General features: G+C 40.4%; 17 protein-coding genes. 11 read left to right on the top strand and 6 right to left on the bottom strand.

What is annotated here, in order from left to right; translation table 11 throughout:
• The gene (locus BLR84_RS00645; protein ID WP_090462884.1) at nucleotides 1–1,200 is read right to left on the bottom strand and encodes a carboxypeptidase-like regulatory domain-containing protein; all 1,200 of its coding nucleotides are present in this window, start codon (nucleotides 1,198–1,200) and stop codon (nucleotides 1–3) included.
• A 229-nt stretch (nucleotides 1,201–1,429) separates the two neighbouring features.
• Between BLR84_RS00645 and BLR84_RS00640 the strand changes: the two genes are divergently transcribed.
• The 6 genes from BLR84_RS00640 (at nucleotide 1,430) to rpsJ (ending at nucleotide 10,048) form a co-directional block, all read left to right on the top strand.
• On the top strand, nucleotides 1,430–2,419 hold the full coding sequence (locus BLR84_RS00640; RefSeq protein WP_090462881.1) for a TolB-like translocation protein: 990 nt from the start codon (nucleotides 1,430–1,432) through the stop codon (nucleotides 2,417–2,419).
• A 640-nt stretch (nucleotides 2,420–3,059) separates the two neighbouring features.
• A complete protein-coding gene (locus tag BLR84_RS00635; RefSeq protein WP_090462878.1) occupies nucleotides 3,060–5,972 on the top strand; it encodes a TonB-dependent receptor in 2,913 nt (970 codons plus the stop codon).
• A 474-nt stretch (nucleotides 5,973–6,446) separates the two neighbouring features.
• Complete coding sequence (rpsL, locus tag BLR84_RS00630; RefSeq protein WP_002993550.1) at nucleotides 6,447–6,860, top strand: 30S ribosomal protein S12; 414 nt, start codon at nucleotides 6,447–6,449, stop codon at nucleotides 6,858–6,860.
• Between the two features lie 19 nt (nucleotides 6,861–6,879).
• Nucleotides 6,880–7,347, top strand: coding sequence for a 30S ribosomal protein S7 (gene rpsG, locus BLR84_RS00625; RefSeq protein WP_090462876.1), 468 nt, complete (start codon nucleotides 6,880–6,882; stop codon nucleotides 7,345–7,347).
• 149 nt (nucleotides 7,348–7,496) lie between these two features.
• Nucleotides 7,497–9,608, top strand: a complete 2,112-nt coding sequence (gene fusA, locus BLR84_RS00620) for an elongation factor G (RefSeq protein ID WP_090462873.1) — start codon at nucleotides 7,497–7,499, stop codon at nucleotides 9,606–9,608.
• A 134-nt stretch (nucleotides 9,609–9,742) separates the two neighbouring features.
• On the top strand, nucleotides 9,743–10,048 hold the full coding sequence (gene rpsJ, locus BLR84_RS00615; RefSeq protein WP_022830652.1) for a 30S ribosomal protein S10: 306 nt from the start codon (nucleotides 9,743–9,745) through the stop codon (nucleotides 10,046–10,048).
• Between the two features lie 212 nt (nucleotides 10,049–10,260).
• On the opposite strand, the gene BLR84_RS00610 is transcribed toward rpsJ, so the two are convergent.
• The 5 genes from BLR84_RS00610 to BLR84_RS00590 all read right to left on the bottom strand — a co-directional run bounded on the left by BLR84_RS00610 (nucleotide 10,261) and on the right by BLR84_RS00590 (nucleotide 16,576).
• Nucleotides 10,261–11,718: an MAC/perforin domain-containing protein gene (locus BLR84_RS00610; RefSeq protein WP_090462870.1), complete on the bottom strand. Its 1,458-nt coding sequence runs from the start codon at nucleotides 11,716–11,718 to the stop codon at nucleotides 10,261–10,263.
• Between the two features lie 76 nt (nucleotides 11,719–11,794).
• Nucleotides 11,795–13,339 carry an MAC/perforin domain-containing protein gene (locus tag BLR84_RS00605; protein WP_090462867.1) on the bottom strand — a complete coding sequence of 515 codons (1,545 nt, stop codon included), beginning with the start codon at nucleotides 13,337–13,339 and terminating at the stop codon, nucleotides 11,795–11,797.
• A 245-nt stretch (nucleotides 13,340–13,584) separates the two neighbouring features.
• Complete coding sequence (locus tag BLR84_RS00600; RefSeq protein WP_090462865.1) at nucleotides 13,585–13,995, bottom strand: VOC family protein; 411 nt, start codon at nucleotides 13,993–13,995, stop codon at nucleotides 13,585–13,587.
• Between the two features lie 97 nt (nucleotides 13,996–14,092).
• Complete coding sequence (locus BLR84_RS00595) at nucleotides 14,093–14,830, bottom strand: hypothetical protein (protein ID WP_090462862.1); 738 nt, start codon at nucleotides 14,828–14,830, stop codon at nucleotides 14,093–14,095.
• Nucleotides 14,831–15,034: 204 nt separating this feature from the next.
• Entirely contained in the window at nucleotides 15,035–16,576 is a 1,542-nt protein-coding gene (locus tag BLR84_RS00590; protein WP_090462859.1) for an acyl-CoA carboxylase subunit beta, read from the bottom strand.
• A gap of 248 nt (nucleotides 16,577–16,824) precedes the next feature.
• On the opposite strand from BLR84_RS00590, the gene BLR84_RS00585 reads away from it, so the two are divergent.
• From BLR84_RS00585 to BLR84_RS00565, 5 genes are all read left to right on the top strand, one after another.
• Entirely contained in the window at nucleotides 16,825–17,157 is a 333-nt protein-coding gene (locus tag BLR84_RS00585; protein ID WP_090462855.1) for a hypothetical protein, read from the top strand.
• 139 nt (nucleotides 17,158–17,296) lie between these two features.
• Entirely contained in the window at nucleotides 17,297–18,904 is a 1,608-nt protein-coding gene (locus BLR84_RS00580; protein WP_090462852.1) for a SulP family inorganic anion transporter, read from the top strand.
• Nucleotides 18,905–18,911: 7 nt separating this feature from the next.
• Nucleotides 18,912–19,601 carry a carbonate dehydratase gene (can, locus tag BLR84_RS00575; RefSeq protein ID WP_090462849.1) on the top strand — a complete coding sequence of 230 codons (690 nt, stop codon included), beginning with the start codon at nucleotides 18,912–18,914 and terminating at the stop codon, nucleotides 19,599–19,601.
• A gap of 169 nt (nucleotides 19,602–19,770) precedes the next feature.
• Nucleotides 19,771–20,193: an energy transducer TonB gene (locus BLR84_RS00570; protein ID WP_176851898.1), complete on the top strand. Its 423-nt coding sequence runs from the start codon at nucleotides 19,771–19,773 to the stop codon at nucleotides 20,191–20,193.
• Between the two features lie 398 nt (nucleotides 20,194–20,591).
• Entirely contained in the window at nucleotides 20,592–21,338 is a 747-nt protein-coding gene (locus BLR84_RS00565) for a YoaK family protein (protein ID WP_090462843.1), read from the top strand.
• Nucleotide 21,339: the final 1 nt, after the last annotated feature.

Here is a 21,339-nt window from a genome sequence, read left to right as displayed (position 1 = left end):
TCACAAATCCGCTGGTAATTCATAATCTACAGGCAGGAGCTCAGCTATCCGCTTAACACCCCAATAACCCTCAATTAAGCAACTTTCTGGTGTAAACACCACGCCATTACTATCAAAATAGGCATATGGCTCGTTAAAGGTTATAAAAGTAGTATGTTCATTTGAGCCATTACTCCTATGCTGGTAATTGATCATCAGCCAATCAGTATATCCAAATCCGTAAATACCTTTTTGCTTGGTTAATGTGATATATTCATCAATTTTTAACACCCTATCGGCTACAGTTTGGTCATATCTTGGCTGCTTAGCCATTTTTGACCAGTATTTTATCGAATCGTTTGCCATAGATGCTACCCCAGATGTAATGGCAAAAGTCTTAAGCTTTACATTGATCAAACTATCCGGGGGGCGGCCAACAGTTGGCGTCCTAACCACTTTACGTACGGTAAATCCCTCTTCTGGCACCTGATAGGCCATACAGGCACGCAAGAAGTGCATTTCTGAACCCTTATAAGCAGCAACGCGTTTTTTTTGCCACGTGATTTCCTGTTCTGACGTGCCTGTCATCACTTCAAATAAAGATGAACCGGTAAAAGCAACAATCCCATTTCTCGGATCGGCTAAAAAAGACACCAGCAGATATTTAATACGATACCCTAATGCCTTGTTCTCAATGATCAAAAAATCAGATGATGTTGCCTTGAGTTTATCACTCTTCTCATCATAATCAAAATCAAGCTGCTCAGGGTTTAGTATGGTGCATTCAGAAGCATTTTTAGTATGGCCAAAAAATTCACTTGTAAAAATACGGAGGAACCGGTTGCGCCTGTGGGCAGGTTCGGGTTTCGTCACCTTTATTTTTACTTCGCTCAACTCATTGACATTTGTAACGAGTGCTATCTCAGACATCACGATATTATTATTGCTAACCGTGACGTCCTGGTGATAGGTTTTGTAACCTACGCAGGAAACAACCAAATCATACTTCCCGTTTTTTACATTAAAAAGCCTGAATGACCCATCATTTAATGTTTTGTTGCCTATTACCGAATTGTTCAAAAACACGCTGGCATCTGCAACCGGATTTTTATCGGCTGTATTTACTACCCTACCTGTGATGGTAACCTGTGCAGACAGCGAAACCGGAATTAAAAACAACAATAACACGATTTTGTACATATCAACTCTAAAATATATCATAGTAGTGGTTATTACAATACTCTATATATTTTCTTTTAATTAAGTCAACCTTATATATACCTCATCATCGCTATTTTTTATTTTAGTAGCAGCCGGCAACAGTTTTAGCATAACATTCCAAGTTATTGAATAATAAACCACAGCTATTAAAAACAGCTGCCTATGTATTGAAAAAGATTCTTTTATAAAAAATTAATAGCAAGCTTTATGATAACAAGCTATTCCTTTTATGAAAAGAATTTTACCTGTTAAAGACGGCTCTATTGCCAACCCTTTTTCCCAAATCGCAGTCACTCGTTATTTATTCCTGATTTCCTTATGTGTTATATACTCTTCCAGTTATGGGCAAACTAATTTGATAGATACAGGCATCATGCCCCAGGTTTTTGCGCCCGGGATAATATCAACCCCTTATTCAGAATGGTCAACATCCTTTACCCCCGACGGCCAGACTGTTTACTCCAGCCAGGGGAGCATTTACTGGACCATCATCTTTTCGAAACAGCAGAACGGGAAATGGATGAAACCGCAGGTCGCTTCATTTTCGGGTAAATTCAGGGATACCGACCCCTTTGTAACACCTGATGGGAAAAAGATCTTTTTTATCTCAAACCGTCCGCTCAAAGGTAAGCCACAGGACAAATCACAGGGAGTAGAACATATCTGGTATGCAGACCACTTAACAGGTGATGATTGGAGTGCACCGCAATGGCTCGATTCGACCATAAACTTAAGCGGGGTTGGCAACTACGCCCCTTCGGTAAGCGCAAAGGGCACGCTTTTTTATTGCTCGCGCCGTAAAGAGCTCACCGGCATGCAAAGTTTTTATACCAAATGGCTGGGCAATCATTATGATAAACCCCAGCAGCTTATTATTCCGGGCGTGAGTGAGATACAAGACCCCTTTATTGCTCCGGATGAAAGCTATCTTGTTTTTTTAAGCGGTAACGATATTTACATCAGTTTTAAACAAAACAACAATTGGGGCCAGGCTCAAAAGTTAGGCGCGGCTGTTAATAACGGCGATGGTAATTCCTCGCCCTATGTTTCGGCTGATGGAAAAACCTTGTATTATAGCTCCAATCGTATACAGGGATTTTATAAGCGCGACCTAAAAAAACCGGCCCTTAATTATGATGAACTGATCAAAGAAAACAACAGTCTTTTTAATAGTCAGGGCAATATTTTAATGATCCCTATCCACTTACCACCCCAATAGCCTTCATTTAAGCCATTTTCGTATACACCACGCCATTCCCATTAAAAACACGCATCGCTAAAGGCTACAAAAGCAGTGTGTTCAATATGATTATACCATTTATACGGTCGCGGCTATTAATTAAGCCGAACCAGAGGCAAGAAAAAAATAAGTTTTTTATATGCATCAAAATATTTAGCCTCAACAAACACCTTAATCCCCATCATTACAAAAGCCCCATCCCTAACTTCTTTAAAGAAGTTAGGGATGGGGCTTTTGTATCATCAATAAAATTTTCATTAGTGTATTTTATACACAGAAATTATTTAGCACATAAATAAATGCCAAAAAAATCAGAGAAATTTATATAATTATTAATTTTTAAATTATTAATAATTAATATCCTTCAAAATAACATTCAATTTATAAAATCTGGTCAAAAATTTTAAATAATAGCAATAATTATTCAATTATAATTTCATAAAATTATAGTTAAATAAAATAACGACCAATATTTTACAAATAAAACAATAAAAATATCTAAAATTTTGACTAAAAAGCAAAAATAAAGCCACATTATTAAAATAATAGTAATAAATAAAAATATAATTGTATTTTAAACAATTAATTAACATAATTATTAACTATTAACGAAAAACCCATGAATGTACGTCTACATTTATTTTTGCTGGCACTATTTATTTTATTTTGCTCTCCTCTTTTCGCACAAAACCTAACAGGTACTGTAACCAGCGCGGGCAAACCCATACAGGGCAGCAGCGTATCAGCTTCGCCATCGGGCACAGGCGCCTCAACCGACATTGATGGCAACTATCGCCTTACCCTAAAACCCGGTATTTACAAGATTAGTTTTTCGGCTATTGGTTTTGAAAAGAAAACATTAAGCATACAGCTTAATGCAGGCGAAAGCAAAGTATTAAATGCCGAGTTGACACCTTCTGCCGAAGCTTTGAAAGAAGTTGTAGTAGTAGGTAGCCGCGGTGCCGGTCGTACAAAAATTGAGTCCCCTGTACCGGTAGATGTGATCAATGTTAATCAAGTTGGCCAAACTACCGCAAAACCCGACCTGATGAGCCAGTTAAACCAGGCCGTACCTTCCTTTAACTACAACAAGCAGAGTGGTGGCGACGGATCAGATGCCATTGATTTTGCCAGCTTGCGTGGCTTAGGATTCGATCAAACACTGGTGCTGGTTAACGGCAAACGCCGTCACCTGTCGGCCTTTGTAAACGAAGTAGGTACCCGTGGGCGTGGCAATAGCGGTACCGATTTAAACGCTATACCCGAAGCAGCCATTGACCATGTAGAAATATTACGTGATGGCGCTTCGGCACAATATGGCTCTGATGCCATTGCAGGTGTTATCAATATCGTTTTGAAAAAAGATATTAATCACCTTAACATCAATGCCGGATTTAGCGGCTACAATGACCAGAAATACAATACATTAAACAATGTAGATCCATCTGCTTATTATACAGGTAAAAAATTCGATGGCCAAACATTTACACTGAACGCCAACTATGGCTTGGCAATAGGAAAAAATGGTGGCTTTATTAATATTGGCGCTAATTACCAAAACCAGGGTAAAACCTTTAGAGCAGTACAAGATACTAACTGGCGAACAAACCCGGAGGCATTGGGAATTAGCCGGGCACGCCGGGCTTTTGGAGATGGATCTGTAATATCTGGTGGTGGAATGTACAACCTGGAAATACCATTAAATGGCACCAAAACAACCTTCTACTCTTTTGGTGGGTATAATTATAAGCACTCCAATGTTTACGCCTATACCAGAAGCTGGAACTACAATAATGGGCTTCGTCAAAACCCTACAAAATTCCCGACAGATGCAAACGGCAATCTGATTTTTGTACCAGGTATTATGAAAGTGCATGGTTATCCTGATGGATCAATCGGGCCAAATAACGTGTACTACAATCCCCAGGAGGATGTTTACATCAAAGACGCGTCGGCTGCTTTTGGTTTCAAAGGCACTACCCCCGGCGATTGGGATTGGGATATCAGCAATAATTTGGGCAGAAATGATTTCCATTATTGGGGCGAAAAAACTTTTAATGCTTCATTACCTTATATTCCGGGCCAACCTATACAAACCCGGTTTGATGATGGCGGCTTTAACTTTTTGCAAAACACAGCGAATGCCGATATAACAAAGCATTTTAGTAATGTGGCACAAGGATTACAGCTCTCTTTTGGTGGCGAATTCAGGTACGAAAGATACCAGCTTTACCCCGGCGAAGTTAATTCGTATTTACAGGGTACCGCTACATTACCCGGGGTGAGCCCCACTACCGGCAAGGATACTTCCTATACCAAAGCATCAGGATCACAGGGCTACCCAGGCTATCAGCCAAGCGATGCAACAACAGCTCATAGAACCGCCGAAGCTGCTTATGCCGAAGCTACTTTAGATATAACCAAAGCGTGGTTGATAGATGGAGCTGCCCGTTTTGAACATTACTCAGACTTTGGATCTGTAAGTACCTTTAAGTTTGCAACACGTTATAAACTTACCGATAACTTTAATCTGCGTGGTTCTGCAAGTACAGGCTTTCGTGCCCCAACCCTTCAACAAATAAATTTCAGCAATACCAACACGTCAATAATTGGCGGCAACCTGGTGTATACAAAATTGGTTCCCAACTATTCGGCCATCGCCAAAACTGCAGGAATACCTAAATTAACCCAGGAAACATCTCATAATTACAGTTTAGGATTTACCTGGCAACCTGTACATAACCTAACCTTAACCGTTGATGGCTACCAAATAGCTATCAAAAACAGGATAGTTATATCAGGCCTGTATGCGCAAGGCGATCCAACACTCGGCGCTCCTTTAAATAACTTGTTAGCAAGTCAGGGTGTTGGCCTGGCGCAGTTTTTTGCCAATGCCGTTAATACAACCAACAGGGGTATAGATATTGTTGTTGATTACAAAAAACGCTGGGGTAAAAACCATTTCACCGCTTTATTAGCTGGTAACATTCAAAACTTAACCATTAATAAGATCAATATACCTTTTACCTTCAAGAACTCACCTTCAGATAGCGCTACTTTCTTCAATGACAGAGAGCAATACTTTCTGAAAGCAAGCGCCCCAAAAGCAAAATTTTCTTTAAATCTTGAGTATGGTGCAAACAGATTTGCTTTTGGCACCCACCTTACCTATTTTGGCGACGTTAAGGAATTAGGATTTGGCGAAGCCGATGCTCCTGCCAATGCTCCCGACAAGTTTTTTCCATACGTAGCTTTAGATAACGGAAGCGGTGTGGTACCCGAAATATTTGAATTCAAACCTAAAATAACCACAGACCTGTATGTATCTTATAAAATCAATAGCACCGTATCATGGACAGCCGGCGTAGACAACTTGTTTAATGTACATCCGGATAAAGCTATTGTACAGGGTTCAATTAACCCAACCACGAACAGCTCTTTTGGTGACAGCGAATCTGGCGGACCTTTTGAGGCCGTACAAATGGGCTTTAATGGGATGAGAATATTTACCAAACTGGCGTTTCATTTTTAATAGCATTTCATTATCAGACAAAAGGATATTATTTTGAAAGTATCCTTTGCAAAAAAGCCGTTAGCTAACTTTATTTAGCAGCAGCATACAAACAAGAAAGCCCGATATTTCATTTGAGTATCGGGCTTTTCTACAGTGCAGCAAAAAATTTATTGGTTGTTAAGGGCTTCAATCAATAGCGTAAAATGCACGTGTGATATATACAAAACCTACCTCTTAATTATGATGAACTGATCAAAGAAAACAACAGCCTTTTTAATAGCCAGGGCAATATTTTAATGATCCCTATTCACTTACCGCAGCATACTGGTAATAAATAATTTAGCCCTTTATCCTCCAGCAAAACCCTCTTATAAGTTGGGGTATCAGTCCATTACAAAAACTTTTTTACTCAAGCCCTTGAAAATCAAAAAATAGTAGCTACCTTTGCAGTCCTTAAAATAAGGATAAAACTGTAAATACAAAAAAGGAAAAATGCCTACTATTCAGCAATTAGTTAGAAAAGGTAGAGTAGCTCTGGTTGACAAGAGTAAGTCACCAGCGTTGGACAGCTGTCCACAGCGAAGAGGCGTATGCACCCGTGTGTATACCACTACCCCTAAGAAACCAAACTCAGCAATGCGTAAAGTTGCCCGTGTGCGCTTAACCAACGGAAAAGAAGTAAATGCTTACATCCCAGGTGAAGGTCACAACTTGCAGGAGCACTCAATCGTGTTGATCCGCGGTGGTCGTGTTAAGGATTTACCAGGTGTACGTTACCACATCATCCGTGGTGCATTAGATACATCAGGTGTAGCCGGTCGTAACCAACGTCGTTCTAAATATGGTACTAAACGCCCTAAACCAGGACAAGCTGCTGCTGCCCCTGCAAAAGGTAAAAAGAAATAATTAAGGAGGATAGATAGCAATGAGAAAGTCAAAACCAAAAAAGAGAATTATCCTTCCTGATCCAAGGTTCAATGATACCCTGGTAACAAGGTTTGTAAATAACATGATGTATGATGGTAAAAAATCTACCGCATACTCTATATTCTACAACGCAGTTGATATTGTTGAGAAAAAAACCAGCGAAAACGGTTTAGAGACCTGGAAAAAGGCTTTAAACAATGTAATGCCTGCTGTTGAAGTAAAAAGCCGCCGTGTAGGTGGTGCTAACTTCCAGGTTCCTACAGAGGTTCGTCCTGAGCGTAAAATAGCTTTAGGTATGAAATGGCTGATCAGCTATGCCCGTCGTCGTGGTGAAAAAACCATGATGGAGAAATTAGCCGGTGAGATCATCTCAGCAGCTAAAGGTGAAGGTGCAGCAGTGAAGAAAAAAGAAGATACGCATAAAATGGCTGAGGCTAACAAAGCGTTCTCACACTTCAGATTCTAATTATAAAAGATTACACCGATATAGAAAGGATTACACCGATTATATATTGAGATTACACCGGTTTTGTATGATTGCACTTTATATAAGTAAAATCAAAACAAATCGGTGTAATTATTAAAAAAAATCAGTGAAATCACAAAGTAAATAAAATGTCAAGAGATCTAAGATATACAAGAAATATAGGTATTGCCGCTCACATTGATGCCGGTAAAACTACTACTACCGAGCGTATCCTTTATTACTCGGGCGTAAGCCACAAAATTGGTGAAGTGCACGAAGGTGCTGCAACCATGGACTGGATGGCGCAAGAGCAGGAACGCGGTATTACTATCACATCTGCAGCTACAACTGTAGATTGGAATTACAGAGGCCACAAATATCATATCAACATTATTGACACTCCGGGTCACGTGGATTTTACCGTTGAGGTAAACCGCTCCCTGCGTGTATTAGATGGTTTAGTATTCCTTTTTAGTGCGGTTGATGGTGTTGAGCCACAATCAGAAACTAACTGGAGATTGGCCAACAACTATAATGTTGCCCGTATAGGGTTCGTTAATAAAATGGACCGCTCTGGTGCCGACTTTTTAAATGTTGTAAAACAGGTAAAAAGCATGTTAGGCAGCAACGCTGTTCCTTTGCAGTTACCAATTGGTGCTGAAGAGAAATTTACAGGTGTTGTTGACTTAATTAACTGGAGAGGTATTGTTTGGAATGAGCATGATAAAGGTATGACCTTTACTGAAGTGCCTATCCCTGAGGATATGATTGAGGAAGCAACTGAGTGGAGAGAGAAATTATTGGAATCAGTAGCTGAGTATGACGAAAGCCTGATGGAGAAATTTTTTGATGCTCCTGAAACCATCACTGAACGCGAAGTGCTTGACGCTTTACGTAAAGCGGTTTTAGATGCCAAAATTGTTCCTATGGTTTGCGGTTCATCATTCAAAAACAAGGGTGTACAAACCATGCTTGATTACGTGATGGAATTATTGCCATCGCCAATGGATGTTGAAGGTATTATAGGTCATCATCCTGATACAGGTGTAGAAATTTTACGTAAACCATCAGAAAAAGAGCCGTTCGCAGCATTAGCGTTTAAAATTGCAACCGATCCTTTCGTAGGTCGTTTGTGCTTTATCCGCGTATACTCAGGTAATTTAGAGGCTGGTTCATATGTACACAATATGCGCTCTGACAACAAAGAGCGTATCTCCCGTATATTCCAGATGCATGCTAACAAGCAAAACCCAATCCCTAACGTAGGTGCTGGTGATATTGCCGCGGTAGTAGGCTTTAAGGATATTAAAACAGGTGATACCCTTTGTGATGAGAAACACCCGATCATTCTGGAGTCGATGAATTTCCCTGAGCCGGTTATCGGTTTAGCTATTGAGCCTAAAACACAGGCCGATGTAGATAAATTAGGTATAGCTTTAGGTAAATTATCTGAAGAAGATCCTACCTTCCACGTAAAATCAGACGAAGAAACCGGTCAAACTGTAATTTCAGGCATGGGCGAGCTTCACCTGGATATCATCATGGACCGCTTAAAACGTGAGTTTAAAGTAGAGGTTAACCAGGGTGCGCCACAAGTAGCCTATAAAGAATCAATCACAGGTACTATCCAACACCGCGAAACATACAAGAAACAAACCGGTGGTCGTGGTAAATTTGCCGATATACAGGTTATCCTTTCTCCAAATGACGAAGGTAAAGAAGGTTTACAGTTTGTGAACGAAATTAGCGGTGGTTCAATCCCTCGTGAGTTTATCCCATCTGTTGAAAAAGGCTTTAAAGCTTCGATGGATAACGGTGTATTGGCCGGCTTCCCATTAACCAGCTTAAAAGTAAGGTTAATTGATGGTTCGTTCCACGCGGTCGATTCAGATGCTTTATCATTTGAATTAGCTGCTAAAATGGCTTACCGTGAGGCATTGCCAAAATGTAAACCAGTATTGCTTGAGCCGATCATGAAAATCGAGATCCTTACCCCTGAAGAAAACATGGGTGATGTTATCGGTGACATGAACCGTCGTCGTGGCCAGCTTTTGGGTATGGATTCACGTGCAGGTGCACAGGTAATTAAAGCTACTGTACCACTTTCTGAAATGTTTGGTTATGTAACTCAATTACGTACCATCACTTCAGGCCGTGCTACTTCAACCATGGAGTTTGATCACTATGCTGAAGCGCCACGTAACGTACAGGAAGAAGTAGTTGCCAAAGTAAAAGGCAAAAAAGCTGCTGCAAACGCGTAAATAGTATTTGGTTGATTGGGTTGGATTAAGTGAGTGGTTTTACTCTTACTTATTTAACTCAATCAACCTAATAAACATAATCAACCAATCACTTATAATTAATAGCTCTTATAAGTGGTTAAAATTTAATTAACATGAGCCAAAGAATCAGGATCAAATTAAAATCTTACGATTACAACCTGGTAGACAAATCTGCCGAGAAGATCGTAAAAACAGTAAAGCCAACAGGCGCTGTAGTTAGCGGACCACTTCCGTTACCAACCGAAAAGAAAATTTTCACCGTATTACGTTCACCACACGTAAACAAAAAAGCACGTGAGCAATTTCAATTATGCTCATACAAGCGCTTATTAGACATTTACAGCTCTAATTCAAAAACTGTAGATGCTTTGATGAAGCTTGAATTGCCAAGCGGTGTTGAAGTTGAGATCAAAGTTTGATAGACGACCGGCCCACTGAAAGGTGTGGGACAACATAAAAAAACACCATCCATAACCGGATGGTGTTTTTTTGTTTGGATCTTCTTGACCTACTTATATATCACTAAAGAAAGCCCCAAGACAAACATTATCATTATAGCCTTAAAAAGAAAAAGCCATGCAAACCGATGCATGGCCTTTCCTCTATTGAAATTTAATTCTGTTAATAACTATTATTGATTGATATATCCTATTATACCTTCGTAAATAAACCCACTGTTACCTCCGGCATTGCCCAATTCATTAAAGTTGATGGTATAAAAGTGTGCGCCACCTTTAGTAGAATTATAACGGTAAATAGGTATAGTTCCTGTTACCTGGGTGGTGTTAAGGTAGCCTTTAATACCTTCAAGGACAGCATGACTTGAGCCATTTCCCAATTCATTAAAATTGGTGGTAAAGAAGTGTTCATGACCATCTAACAAGTATCTGTACAACGGTTTTGTTCCTGGCATTGATGAATCTGTATATATGGAACCAAGCTTCGATTCGACATGCCAGTCAGACATCCCAGCTAATTCGTCAGTAGTAGTAGTCATTAAACGATCAAAATTCTTGCTATTAAGACACCTGTAAAGAGCTGCAGTTTCATGAAATAGTGTGATGATATTATGACTTGCCAAATATTGGGTAATATAATTTGTTACTGCTTGTTTTTTTGCAGCATCATCAATCAGATCTGAAAGCTGGATAAGAGTACCGGCTGCGTTACCTATTTGTATGAAAGCGGCATTGTCACGTGTACAACTGCTTTGCCATGGCGCTATATCTATTTTAGGACTTGTATTATCTAAACTTAGCTGACCAAATATGCCTTTAGTTCCGTCGCCGCCCACGGTGCTGTAGTACATGGTTTGATCATAGTTTGAATTTACAGAGGAATCTGCATGAGTCACGTCTGATTTAAATCCAAATGTATGGAACAGTCCGTGAACGTCTAAACCAGCTCTTACAGATTCGCCCTTGTTAGAGCTTGAGGTTTGTGAGCGATAAAAAACATTTAGCTTAGCACCTAAAATGACATCTGTTAAAACATGAGTACCATATTTGGTCACCAATTGCTGAGCCGACATGCTGCTAACATCCGATTTAAACACCGAGGTTAAGTAGGTGCTTTTGATCAGATCAATCGGCGCATTAAATTTTAACCTCTTTTGTTTGATGATAATCGAGGCACTCGCATACGAGTATTTTGATGAAACTTTACTTGTTTCATCAAAGTTTACGGTAAGTGTTGCCCCCCAAAAAGCACTGACTCCTGCCGGGGCTAATGTGGCAGTAGTATTTGTTGTTAAACTATGCAAATAATCCGAAGCATTTCCACCGGCGGCATATTCTCCATATTGGGTAACATTATTGTCCGGCACAAAACGTCCGGGTTCGTTTTGTACCAGCTTGTCAATATCGATCACCGGATAGGTTGCAGAACTTGAGCTGGCATACTCGCCAGTTACGTCATAACCAAAACCAAGCAGATCATACTTATTATCCCCGGCGGATTGTGTATTCAATTTTGAAGGTGTATTATCCACTCCGGATGTGCGAACAATGTCCTTTTTACAACTCGAAACAATGGACGCTAGTATAATAACAGTCCCTGTAGTGAAAGTTTTCAGGTTTAGATTTTTCATTATAATTTATTTGACAAAGGCTGGCTTTTATACCAGCCTTTGTTGCTATATAAAATTTAAAAAGAATATTTTTTTATTATTTAAAACTTCCTTGTCTTGGGCTCATTCTACCCCCATCTGTAGCGGTTGAATATTCCAGCGAGTACTGACCACCATCTAATCCATTGTAGTATAAGGCTACGTTACCATCATTTTGCACTAACATGTAGGCTCTGCGTGCATTTTCTAATCCAGCAGTTCCGGCACGGGCTTCGGTATATGAAGCCCAGATATCTGCTTCAGCACCTGTACTGGAAACTTTCTTCAGTATTATATTTCCATCAGCTGCATAGTATAATCTGTATGTCCATCCGGTAGCGGTAGTATTAGTTTTGCTGTTCCATAAACCTGTGCCTGCCGAATTATATAAAACCAGGTTACCATCACCCTGTAAAACAAATTTATAGGCATGGTTTTGAGAGTATAAAGTATTAGCTCCATCTGATGATAAGATGGGAATGGCGCCTGTATGTATAGCATCGGCTGGCATACCTGATGATATGAATTTAGCCCTGGAAACCCAGTCGGCCGGCAATCCGCTGCCATGTATAGGCTCTTGTACTACTTTCACCTGGTGATCAATCAAATATTGGGTTATATAAGCCTGAACAGCTTGTTTTTTAGCAGCATCGTCTATCAGGTCATATAGTGCAATTAATCCATCTTTGCTACCTATTTGAATAAACGCGGCATTATCGCGGGTACAGCTACTTTGCCAGTTGCCTATATTTATTTTAGGTGCCGTGTTATCCAGGCTAATTTCCCCAAATAATCCTTTTGAACCATCACCACCTACTGTGCTATAGTATAAATTTTGATTATAGTTTGAATTGACATCAGAGGTTGTATAATTAATATCAGCAGAAAGACTAAATATTTTAAATAAACCATTGGCTTTCATGCCCGCTGTTACTGCCTGAGTTTTATTTGAGCTACTAGTTTCAGACCTGTAAAAAACATTCAGCTTGGCCCCTAAAACAATATCAGTTAGTACATGCGTGCCATATTTGGCCACTAACTGTTGTGCTGTAAGGCTATTAACGTCTGATTTAAATAAGGCGGTTAGATAACCGGACTTGATCAGATCAAGAGGGGCGCTAAACTTTAACCGTTTCTGCCTGATGATCTGTGAAGCGCTTGCATAAGAGTATTTTGATGATATAGCGCTGGTTTCCTTAAATGATCCTGAAAGAGTTGCACCAAAAACTTTTAGTCCAATAGTCGCACTATAATTTTGAGATAAAGCGCTTGAATAATCCTCAGCGTTTCCGCCTGCGTTATACTCCGCATACTGGCTAACATTTACATCTGTTACATACCTGTCCGGTGCATCCAGCACCAACTTATCAATATCGATCACTTTGTAGGTAGATGAATTTGAACTGGCGTATTCGCCGGTTACATCGTAACCAAAACCCAGCAGGTCATACTTATTATCCCCGGCAGATTGTGTGTTTAGTTTTGAAGATGGATCGCCTGTTCCGGGTGCACGGGTAATATCTTTTTTACAACTCGAAACAATGGACGTTAATACAATAACGGTCCCTGTGGCTAAAACTTTAAGGTTTAGATTTTTTAACATAATTTACTAATAATATTTTTGAATAAGATTTATTCTCGAAATATACTATTAATAAGTTATTAAATATTCTATAGAATTTTAACATACCTTAAAAAAGATGCAATTAATAAATAAATCCATTAATAAATATTACAAATACCTGATTATTAGAAGTATAAAATAAAAAATATAAATAATATATTTTATTTACAGGATATAAAAAAAGCCATCCTTTAAAGAATGGCTTTTCGTACTTTTTTATCATCTTACATTTGCTCCGGGATACTGCTCATATCCATATAGGCAAATTCCCACAGGTGGCCGTCAAGGTCCTGGAAACCGTGACCATACATCCAACCGTAATCCTGCTTTTCGTTGGGTACTGTGGCGCCGCCTGCTACAGCTTTACGCACCATCTCATCAACCGCTTCGCGGCTATCTACCGAAATACAATTGATGGTTTCGGCTACTTTGGTAGCATCAGCGATATCTTTTTTAATGAACGATTTAAAGAAAGGCTCGGTTAGCAGCATAAAAAATATATTATCGCTGATAACTAATGATGCACCTTGTTCATTGGTGAACTGCGGATTAAAGCTATAGCCTAAGCTGGTAAAAAACTCGATTGATTTGTTAAGGTCTTTAACAGGTAGATTTACAAAAATTTGAGTTGCCATGATGTTTTTGTTTTGATTTATAATACAAACATACGGGCATTAGCATAATCGAAACGGGGGCGAAAACGACAAATTAAGGGTAAATTATGACAACAGATTAATTACCCTGTATTTTCGCTTTAATCTCATCCCTTACCTTATTTAAGGTATCCCCTATCCGTTGCTCGATATTATTTATTTCACCATGGGCAACCAGATTACGGATTTTGTTCATCTCACTAAGCTCGCGTAATGATTCCATGTTGATGGCCCCTCTTTCGTATAAAGACCGAATAATTTGCCCAAGCGGCATAAAGTCCCGGAAACGGCCAAATGACTCTAATCGATATTTCTTCCCTAAATCTCTTAATAGCTTCTCCAACTCGCTAAAACTCTCCAAAAAATTCGCCCGGGTTAAAGAAACTCCCTGGGTGGGTTCAAAAACACTTTCGTCTTCTTTGATCAATTTTTCGACAGTCTTTTTAACCTTATCAGGATCAATAATAAAAATAACAAAAGTAATTGCCCATATAACGGTTATTACATTTACCACCCCTACAATTACTGCTATGATGATATTGTACGTGCCAAAATCATAGCCATTCATAAAAACCACAATCAAGCTTAATATGATGGAAAGGCCGGTAAGAATAAATAATGCTTTTAATCTTTTAAAGTATTGGTTTTTTATATCAACATAAATTACTTCAAGAGTTTCGTCCTTTTCAACCTGTTTATCCATCAAATCATAAGCAAAGAAGAAACCGGCCGCCAGAAACCCAATGAAAGCCGCAATTGCCTGAGCCGAAGAACTAAATAACCAGTATACATTGTCGGCTCCCTTATAACCACTCATGATATTAAACTATTTATAAACATCAATACTTAAAAAACCAATCTTCCTTCCAATGTTGATGATTCAATGAGTTGTTGGGGTCAGCTGTCCGTGCTTGCTTTGTACAGCATAGAGATTGCTTCGTACCTCGCAATGACGTCTTTTTTAACATCTAACTGATCCTTTATCTTTTGTCCTTCCATCCTTTGTCCTCAAATTCCCCTCTTACAAGGGCATATTTCCATGTTTTTTCCGGGGATTGTTCACCACTTTATTTTCGAGCATTTTAAAGGCCTGTATCAGCTTAAAGCGAGTTTCGGCAGGTTCTATCACTTCGTCAATAAAGCCACGTTCAGCGGCCCGGTAAGGGTTGGCAAAGGTATCTGAGTACAGTTGTTCCATCTCCCGCCATTTAACTTCTTTATCTTCTGCGGTACTAATCTCCCGCTTAAAAATAATTTCGGCTGCACCTTTGGCGCCCATCACAGCGATCTCTGCCGATGGCCATGCAAAATTCATATCGGCACCAATATGTTTGGAGTTCATCACATCGTAAGCGCCACCATAGGCCTTGCGGGTGATCACGGTGATGCGTGGCACAGTGGCCTCGCAAAAGGCATACAGTAATTTAGCGCCATTGGTGATAATAGCGTTCCATTCCTGATCCGTACCTGGTAAAAATCCGGGAACATCCTCAAACACCAGCAACGGTATATTAAAGCTATCACAGAAACGAACGAAGCGCGCAGCCTTAATAGAAGAATGTATATCAAGCACCCCGGCCAAAAAAGCAGGCTGATTGGCCACAATACCTATGCTTCTGCCAGCAAGCCGGGCAAAGCCAACTACAATATTTTCGGCAAAGTCTTTATGCACCTCCAGGAACGAACCTTCGTCTATAACATGATCAATGATCTCCCTGATATCATAAGGTGTCGAATTATTTTCGGGGAGCAGGGTATTAAGTTCCGGCCGCAATTCGTTCTGTGTTTCGTAGGGTAATGCAGGCGCTTTGTCTTCACAGTTCTGTGGCATGTAACTTAACAATGCTTTGATATTTTGAATAGCGGCTATTTCATTGGCGCAGGCAAAATGAGTAACACCCGACTTCGTGGCGTGGGTAGTAGCGCCGCCCAATTCTTCGGAGGTTACCACCTCGTGCGTAACCGTTTTTACCACGTTGGGCCCGGTCACAAACATATAAGAGGTATTCTCAACCATTAAAATAAAATCGGTTATGGCCGGTGAGTATACCGCTCCGCCCGCGCAGGGGCCCATAATGGCCGATATTTGTGGAATTACTCCCGATGCAAGCGTATTGCGATAAAAGATATCGGCATAGCCGCCCAGGGATACAACACCTTCCTGTATACGTGCGCCACCCGAATCATTAAGCCCTACAACCGGCGCACCGTTTTTGACGGCCAGATCCATGATCTTACAGATCTTTTCGGCATGGGTTTCAGACAGTGATCCGCCGAAAACGGTAAAATCCTGCGAAAAAACATAAACCAATCGCCCGTTTATCGTACCATATCCGGTTACTACACCATCGCCTGGATACTTTTCTTTCTCCATTCCGAAGTCGGTAGAGCGATGTGCCACCAGCATCCCGATCTCCTGGAATGAGCCTTCGTCCATTAAAAAATGCAGGCGTTCCCGCGCTGTTAGTTTTCCTTTTTTATGCTGACTTTCAATACGTAACGCGCCGCCGCCTTCAAACGCTTTTTGGCGTTTATCCCTTAATAATCCGAGCTTTTTATTCACAATTCAGGTTGATTAAAAAGAATCAAGAAGTGAGAGTCAAGAATTAAGACAAAACAGCGGCTACCCATAAGCACTTCGGGCGAGTAACCTTATCTTTATTAAAGTAAAGTAATTGTTGTTGTCTTGACTCTTGATTCTAATATCTTGATTCACGATCCAATAGGTTAAAAATAGTAATTAAATTGTAAGATTAGACTAAAACCATATTCCCCACGTTTTAACAGCTGTATTTTTGTATATTTGTAATAATGAAGATCAGGAATTTTAAAACGCTGATAGTGGTAATGTTTATGGGTGTCTTTATGATAAAGATGGCCATATCATTAGCTCCTGCGTTTTTATATCTTGATAATAAAACTGTAAGAGCGGTTATACTACAGCTTGAACAGGAATCCAAAACCGAAAAGGAAAATCCGGATAAGGATGCTTTTAAGGAGAAAAAGGTTTTTGATGAGTACTATCTGCACAGTGTAGCCTATATTACATTTGTTGCGGAAAACAAGATACTCCACAACCAGGAAGATCATTTGTATAAACAGGCATATCACCCTGTTGTCCCCACACCCCCACCCAACGTTTAAATGATTAACCGGATACTTCCCTATCCGGATGTTACCGCTTTACAATTCATTTAAATTTTATCAAAATAATTTATTAACGGTGATGAAGCTATCATCCTGATCATGTCAGGACGAGGATTTCATTCAAATTATCGATCTTATGCAAGATAAGCAAGGTGGCTTTGCTGTGGGCAATCTTAACCTGAAAAAATATTTCTTACCCAAAAACTTAAAAAAAGACCTTCCGTCTAGTATTGTTGTATTCCTGGTAGCGCTGCCCTTATGTTTAGGCATAGCGCTGGCATCCGGCGCCCCTTTGTTCGCCGGTGTATTAACAGGTATTATCGGCGGTATTGTAGTAGGTACATTAAGTGGGTCGCAACTGAGCGTGGCCGGACCTGCCGCCGGTTTAACCGTTATTGTGTTAAACGCCATAACAGGACTTGGATCATACGAAACATTTTTATTGGCCCTGGTATTAGCGGGTGTTTTCCAGATGTTGTTGGGTATATTAAAAGCAGGTACTATAGCCAACTATTTTCCCTCATCGGTAATTGAAGGTATGCTTGCCGCTATTGGTATCATCCTTATCATGAAGCAATTTCCTCATGCCGTAGGTTACGATGCCGATTACGAAGGTGACGAAGGGTTTAGCCAAACCGATGAACATAATACCTTCTCGGGTATATTGCGAGCGGTGTCCAGGATCAATTACGGAGCGGTGATCATCACGGGAGTTTCCTTACTATTGCTTATCTATTGGCCAAAGTTCAAAAAACTAGCCGTAGTACCTGCTCCTTTGCTGGTGGTATTGGCTGGTATTGGCCTGAGCGCGGTGTTCGCCAATACAGGGTTAGCCTTGTTGGACAAGCAGTTTGTACGCATACCTATTGTGAACAGCAGCGCGGAATTTTTCGGCTTGTTCAAATCGCCAAACTTTAGCGACATCGGTAACAAACAGGTTTGGATAACGGCATTTACCATAGCCGTGGTAGCCAGTCTGGAAACCTTGCTTAGCCTGGAAGCCGTTGATAAGATCGACCCGATAAAGCGTATATCACCCACCAACCGCGAGTTGGTGGCCCAGGGAATTGGTAACATAACCAGCGGTTTATTAGGCGGTTTGCCTATGACAGCCGTAATTGTACGATCATCGGCCAACGTAAATGCAGGTGCACGTACCAAAATGAGCAGTGTAATACATGGCGTAATGCTATTGATAGCACTGCTTTGTATCCCGTTCCTGATCAACTTGATCCCGCTATCGTGCCTGGCAGCAATACTGCTCATGACCGGTTATAAACTAACCCGCATCAGCCTGTTTAAGCATATGTGGCATTTAGGGCTGAACCAGTTTATACCCTTTGTGGTCACCATTGTAGCGGTAGTATTAACCGACCTGCTGATAGGTGTAGGTATAGGCATGCTGGTGGGTATATTCTACATCCTGCGTACCAATTTACGCAACCCCTACTTCTACCAGATCGATCGTAACGGCGATAAGAAAATAATCAGGATAAAGCTTGCCGAGGAAGTATCCTTTTTAAACAAAGCTGCCATACAGGTAACCTTAACCAGTTTACCCAAAGGCACTGATGTGATTATCGATGGCTCCAACTCCAGGTATATCGACCCTGATGTTATCGAGATCATCCTCAATTACAAGCACAATGCTTACACTAAAGGCATTATTGTGCAATTACATGAAATAAAGGACAAGTACGATGTACCGCCTTTAAAAGAATTAATGTATAACCCCACTAACTAAAAAAATCATGACCCCAATAGATAATAATTTCAAACTGGTTAACGACGAAAGTTATAATGCGCTAATACACGGCAACAGTAAATGGGTTGACCTGAAACTGCAGGAAGACTCTGACTATTTTAAAAAACTGGCCAAAGGCCAAAGTCCGGAAGTGTTATGGATAGGTTGCGCCGACAGTCGCGTACCTGCCAATGAAGTAACTGGCACCAAGCCCGGTGAAGTATTTGTGCACCGCAACATTGCCAACGTGGTAGTACATACCGATATGAATATGCTAAGTGTATTGGATTACGCTGTTAACGTGCTTAAAGTAAAACATGTTATTGTAGCAGGCCATTACGGTTGTGGTGGTGTAGCCGCAGCCATGAGCAACAAACAATTTGGTGTTATTGACAACTGGTTACGCCATATAAAAGACGTTTACCGTTTACATGCCAAAGAATTGGATGCCATTGAAGATCAGCAGGAACGCACCAATCGCCTGGTTGAGCTTAACGTAAGCGAACAGGTATACAACGTGTGCAAAACCACCATTATACAAAATGCATGGCAGGAACGTCATGACCTGGAAGTTCATGGCTGGGTGATTGACCTGGGTACAGGCCTCATCAAGGATCTTAAAGTCTCTAGTAGCAGTCCGCATAACCTGGGTTATGTGTACGAGTTTGACAGCACGCTTGCTGTTGCTCAGCATTAATTAAGGCTGCTGCCCTTAAGCCTTCAAGAATTCTCCCCGCTACCTGCTAAGGGAGAGGTTTATGTTTGGTTTGCCCCGGTTCATGGAAATGGCCGGGGTTCTTTTTTGGGGTAAATAATGATTGGCACTTTTTAATAAGGTTATGCAGTTTTGTAGATATATTTATAGCATGAAAATATTTATACCATTGATATTTCTTATTACTCCGGCATTATTTTGTAGCGCACAAAGTAGCGACGTTAAACAAGTACCTGTTGATACTTCTGCTAATACCATTTATTCTTCCGTAGAGAAGATGGCTCAATTTCCAGGCGGAATACTTGAGTTTTTTAAATTTATAGACAAAAACCTGAAATATCCTGAAAAAGATAGGAAAGCAGGACTTGAAGGTACGGTAGTTGTAACTTTTGTTGTTGAGCGGGATGGTAGCCTTACCAATATCATTATAGCTAAAAGTCCGACACCCGAAATGGCTAAAGAGACTTTACGCCTAATAAAGTTATCTCCCAAATGGGAACCCGCAAGTCAAAACGGTCGAAATGTAAGAGTGCATTTTCCTGTAGCCGTTAAATTTAAGTTACCAAAACCTTAGCTCGCCTTTTTGTCCACTCAGGTCTCTCGCAGAGCCCCCTGAGTTATAGATTGGCCATATGCAACCTCCGGGTAAATTTCAGGTAACCCCGAGTGGGTTTACATGTAAACCCACTATACGACGATAGAATATACTTAATAAATTGATTATCAATTAAATAAATCAACATTAACCATGAATTGTGTAAACCATATAAACCCACTTTTGTAACAAAATGGCCGTCTGTTCAAGGATTATGCTTAAACCCATCTTTACTTACCTACATGTGGGATCCCGAAATAAATTCGGGATGACTTAGATCTCACTATTATTTTTTCTCCTCATCAAATTTCAAACTTCATACACATCCTCATTAATTTTATCCTATTTTTATCCTGAAGCAACAAGCAAGGATATTTATGCTGAGGCAATCAAAAGAAACGCGTACTTTAAAACAGAATTTATTGCTGGCATCGTCAACCGCTTTTGTATCGGGTGTAACCAATGTGGCTGGTATGATTGCCTTTCTGGCTTTCACTTCCAATATCACCGGGCATGTGGCTAACCTGGCCAAACATATTGTGGAGCAAAACTGGAGCGAGATCGTGGTATTTGTTGTTTGGTTGCTGATGTTTTTTGCAGGCGCCTTTATATCCAACTTTATTGTACACTCGCTGGAGCATAAGAGCCGCTACCGTGCGCACTCTATTCCTATCGTTATCGAAATTATACTGTTGTTATTTGTGGCCATTTACGGTCACAATTTTTACCGCGAAACCCAAACCGAACGCGAAGTAGTGATTGGGGTGATCATTTTTTGCATGGGTTTACAAAACAGCCTGGTATCCACCATATCCGGAGGGCTCATCAAATCAACCCATTTAACCGGTTTGTTTACCGACCTGGGCGGCGATGTATCCGAATGGCTGCATCCCAACACCGCTAAAACCGAAACCACCCGGAACAAGATCTATGTACGGCTTACCGTGTTGAGCTTTTATTTTTTCGGCGGCATCATGGGCGGCTTCTTTTTTAATTTGTATGATTTTGCGATATTTTATTTCATTCCGCTAATTTTGCTTACCATTTTATATTACGATCTTTCGCCGGTGGCCTTGCATAAAATAAGCCGGATATTCCGGACAGATAAAAGCAGGCCGGCTTAGA

Origin of the sequence: Mucilaginibacter sp. OK268 (genome assembly GCF_900103125.1) — a bacterium.
Lineage (GTDB): Bacteria > Bacteroidota > Bacteroidia > Sphingobacteriales > Sphingobacteriaceae > Mucilaginibacter.
The sequence above is the reverse complement of the archived record's forward strand: the minus strand, read 5'-3'. Positions and strand labels throughout refer to the sequence as shown.